This window comes from Oleiphilus sp. HI0080 (assembly GCF_001635135.1).
Genome location: NZ_LWFU01000586.1, coordinates 1 through 3,269, shown reverse-complemented (window position 1 = coordinate 3,269; position 3,269 = coordinate 1). Strand labels below are relative to the sequence as shown.

The 3,269-nt window shown below is 45.6% G+C and carries 3 protein-coding genes and 1 tRNA gene; all 4 read right to left on the bottom strand.

Translation table 11 applies throughout. The annotated features are described in order from the left end of the window. Window positions 1-264: 264 nt before the first annotated feature. Window positions 265-340: transfer RNA gene (locus tag A3751_RS12880), tRNA-Gly, on the bottom strand. A gap of 114 nt (window positions 341-454) precedes the next feature. Further along, window positions 455-1,033: a CDP-diacylglycerol--glycerol-3-phosphate 3-phosphatidyltransferase gene (gene pgsA / locus A3751_RS12875; protein ID WP_068456653.1), complete on the bottom strand. Its 579-nt coding sequence runs from the start codon at window positions 1,031-1,033 to the stop codon at window positions 455-457. A gap of 14 nt (window positions 1,034-1,047) precedes the next feature. Next, complete coding sequence (gene uvrC, locus A3751_RS12870; RefSeq protein ID WP_068456650.1) at window positions 1,048-2,916, bottom strand: excinuclease ABC subunit UvrC; 1,869 nt, start codon at window positions 2,914-2,916, stop codon at window positions 1,048-1,050. Beyond that, a partial coding sequence (locus A3751_RS12865) for a LuxR C-terminal-related transcriptional regulator (protein ID WP_231876891.1) occupies window positions 2,903-3,269 on the bottom strand: 367 nt, incomplete at its 5' end. The genes A3751_RS12865 and uvrC, both read right to left, overlap by 14 nt.

The following is a 3,269-nucleotide window of genomic DNA, read 5'->3' as shown; positions in this document are numbered from 1 at the left end:
TTAAGTGCCTTCGATGAACATGGATTGCTACATCCAGTGCACTCTTTACCTTTGATCGTACTATCGTACTCAGCGCTTTGCTATCGCGCCATCTTGTGCAAGGTGTTTAAGTGCCTTCGATGAACATGGATTGCTACATCCAGTGCACTCTTTACCTTTGGTCGTACTATCGTACTCAGCGCTTTTTTAGAGCGCCTTTAAAAGCCTCACAGATTATAGTGTGCTTTTAACAAAAACGCCTCGGGGTTTCCGAGGCATTTTATTTGGAGCGGGAAACGAGATTCGAACTCGCGACCCCGACCTTGGCAAGGTCGTGCTCTACCAACTGAGCTATTCCCGCGTAAACTTTTCATCGCGCTAGGACATGCCTTGCGAAGAGGCGCATATATTAACGAATCGATTAAAAGAGTCAAGCAAGTTCTGCAGCAAAATTTAATTACTTCGGCTACGGATACTAATGACGCTCCTGGCCGCCACCGCCTAGGCTCTCTTTACCAAACATAGTGCCCCAAGAGGCCGATAGATACTGCACCATTGACCACATAGTAAGGATCGCTGCAAATACCATTAGACCGTATCCAAACCAAAATGACTCATCAACCTTTGCACCGATAAGCAAAAAGAAAATCGAGCTCATCTGACACATGGTCTTCACTTTACCAATATAACCAACCTTTACCGATTCGCGCTTACCTTGCTCCGCCATCCATTCACGTAGCGCTGAAACAACCACCTCTCGACCAACAATGACAATAGCCGGAATGGTAATCCACCAAACACTAAACTCTTCGATAATTACAGCTAGAGAAATCGTGACCATGAGCTTGTCTGCAACAGGATCAAGAAAGGCTCCAAAAGGCGTCATCTGGTCCCACTTTCGAGCCAAATAACCATCAAACCAATCGGTCACGCCGGCAATCCAGAAAACCGCGGCACACGCGTAATAGTTCCAATCATAAGGTAGATAAAATGCGATCACGAAAACAGGAATCAAGACGATTCGTGACAGAGTCAGAATATTCGGTAAGTTCATTTTCTTGTCTCTACTCAGTCGCCATGCAAACTGAGATAAATGTGTTCTGCAAGATTACTGCTAATGCCATCAACCTTACTTATTTCTTCGATTGAGGCCGTTTTAATTCCCTGCACACTACCGAAATACTTAATGAGAGCACGCCGACGTGTAGGGCCGACGCCCTCAATCACCTCAAGCTGAGATTGCGGACGACTCTTATCGCGCCGCTTTCTATGCCCAGTTATCGCAAATCGATGCGCCTCATCACGTATTTGCTGCATTAAATGCAAGCTCGGCTCATCGGCTGCGCATTGTATCGTTTTCAGACCGCCCTGCCCATCAGGAATAAACAGAGTTTCAAAACCCGCTTTACGGGTTGTGCCTTTCGCAATACCGAGCAACAAAATGTCGCTAGCGTTTAACGCACTCATAACCTCAATAGCCATATTCAGCTGCCCCTTGCCGCCATCAATAAAAATAATGTCTGGCCTTTTGGTAGGCTCATCGTTTACTTTTCGATAACGACGTGAAAGCGCCTGACGCATGGCGGCGTAATCATCTCCAGGTTCGATACCTTCAATGTTGAAGGTTCGATAATCAGATTTGAGCGGCCCCTGATCATTAAACACAACACAGGATGCAACTGTCTTCTCGCCGGAACTATGGCTAATATCGAAGCACTCCATTCGCTTGGGAAGCGCCGGTAATTGCAATAATGTACGAAGCGAATCAACGCGCTGAAAAACGTTTTCTTTGTTCGCGAGATACGTCTTAAGCGCATTATCCGCATTGGTCTGAGCAAGTTTCTGCCACTGTGCACGAATCGTTTTCACTTTATGGGCAAAACGAATCTGCTTGCCGGCGACACTCTGGAGCGCATCGCTGAGCATTTCTTTATCCGGAACGCTAAAAGGCAGAATCACCTCACTCGGCAAGTCCTTCTCAACACCAGAACCCACATAGTATTGCTCTAAAAAACCTTGTAGTCGCTCTTCCTGACTTTCGTCGAGCAAGACTTTAGGTGTGTAGTTTTTGTGTCCCAAAATACGCCCTTTACGAATAAAGAGCATCGAATACACACTAATACCTGGCCCATCGCTCATGGCGATGACATCAAGATCTGCAATGCCTGACTCAACACTTTGACTTTCCTGTGCATGGCGCAAGTATTGGATCTGATCACGCAGCTCTGCTGCTTTTTCAAAATCTAAATCGACCGAAGCTTTCTCCATCTCTTTGATCAATTGACGAATTAGCTCAGGGTTCTTGCCTTGCAAGAACATCACAACATGCTCAACGTCTTGTCGATACTCCTCTTCACTCACCAAGCCAACACAAGGCGCTTTACAGCGTTTTATTTGGTACTGCAAACAAGGGCGAGAACGATTCCGATAGAATGATTCCTGACACTGGCGCACCTTAAATAGCTTCTCCAACAATCCTAGACTTTCGCGCACCGCATGCGCATTCGGAAACGGTCCAAAGTATTGCCCCACTTTGCCTTTGCTACGAACACGCTTGAGACTCAAAGAAGGAAATTCTTTATCACTGGCTAAATAGATATAGGGGTAGGACTTATCATCTCTAAGCAAAATATTGTAAGGAGGCTTCAACTCCTTAATCAGATTTTGCTCAAGAATCAGCGCATCGGTTTCACTGTTGGTGATCGTAACTTCAATATTGGCAATCTTTGAAACCAGCGCCCTTGTTTTAGGCGCATGATCTTGCTTGAGAAAATAACTCGAGACACGCTTTTTTAAGCTCTTAGCCTTGCCAACATAAAGTATGTCGCCCACGGCATCGAACATGCGATACACGCCGGGGGCCAAAGAAAGGTTTTTTAAATATGCTTTTGCATCGAAAGATGCGGGATGGTTTTGTGTTTGTTTACCCGGCGGCATCAACTTCTAACAGCCCATGCTTAAGCGCTAAGAGGGTCAACTCCACGTCACTTTGGATCTTTAGCTTTTCAAAAATACGATAGCGATAGGTATTCACTGTTTTTGGGCTAAGGCAAAGCGCATCAGATATATCCTGAACCTTTCTACAATCAATGATCATGGACGCTATTTGCATCTCGCGACTTGATAGGTCTTCGAATGGGTCTGCGCTATCATTTAAGGCAATATTTTGCGCGATATCAGCACTAAGGTAGCGCTCGCCCAGGTCGACTATTTTTATCGCCTTAATAATTTCTGAAATATGACTGCTTTTTGAAACATATCCGGTGGCGCCTGCACTAAGTACACGCTGA

What these genes read in the sequence shown, in the direction of transcription:
- uvrC (WP_068456650.1), bottom strand. Translation starts at nt 2,916, where the DNA reads ATGCCGCCGGGTAAACAAACACAAAACCATCCCGCATCTTTCGATGCA.
- pgsA (WP_068456653.1), bottom strand. Translation starts at nt 1,033, where the DNA reads ATGAACTTACCGAATATTCTGACTCTGTCACGAATCGTCTTGATTCCT.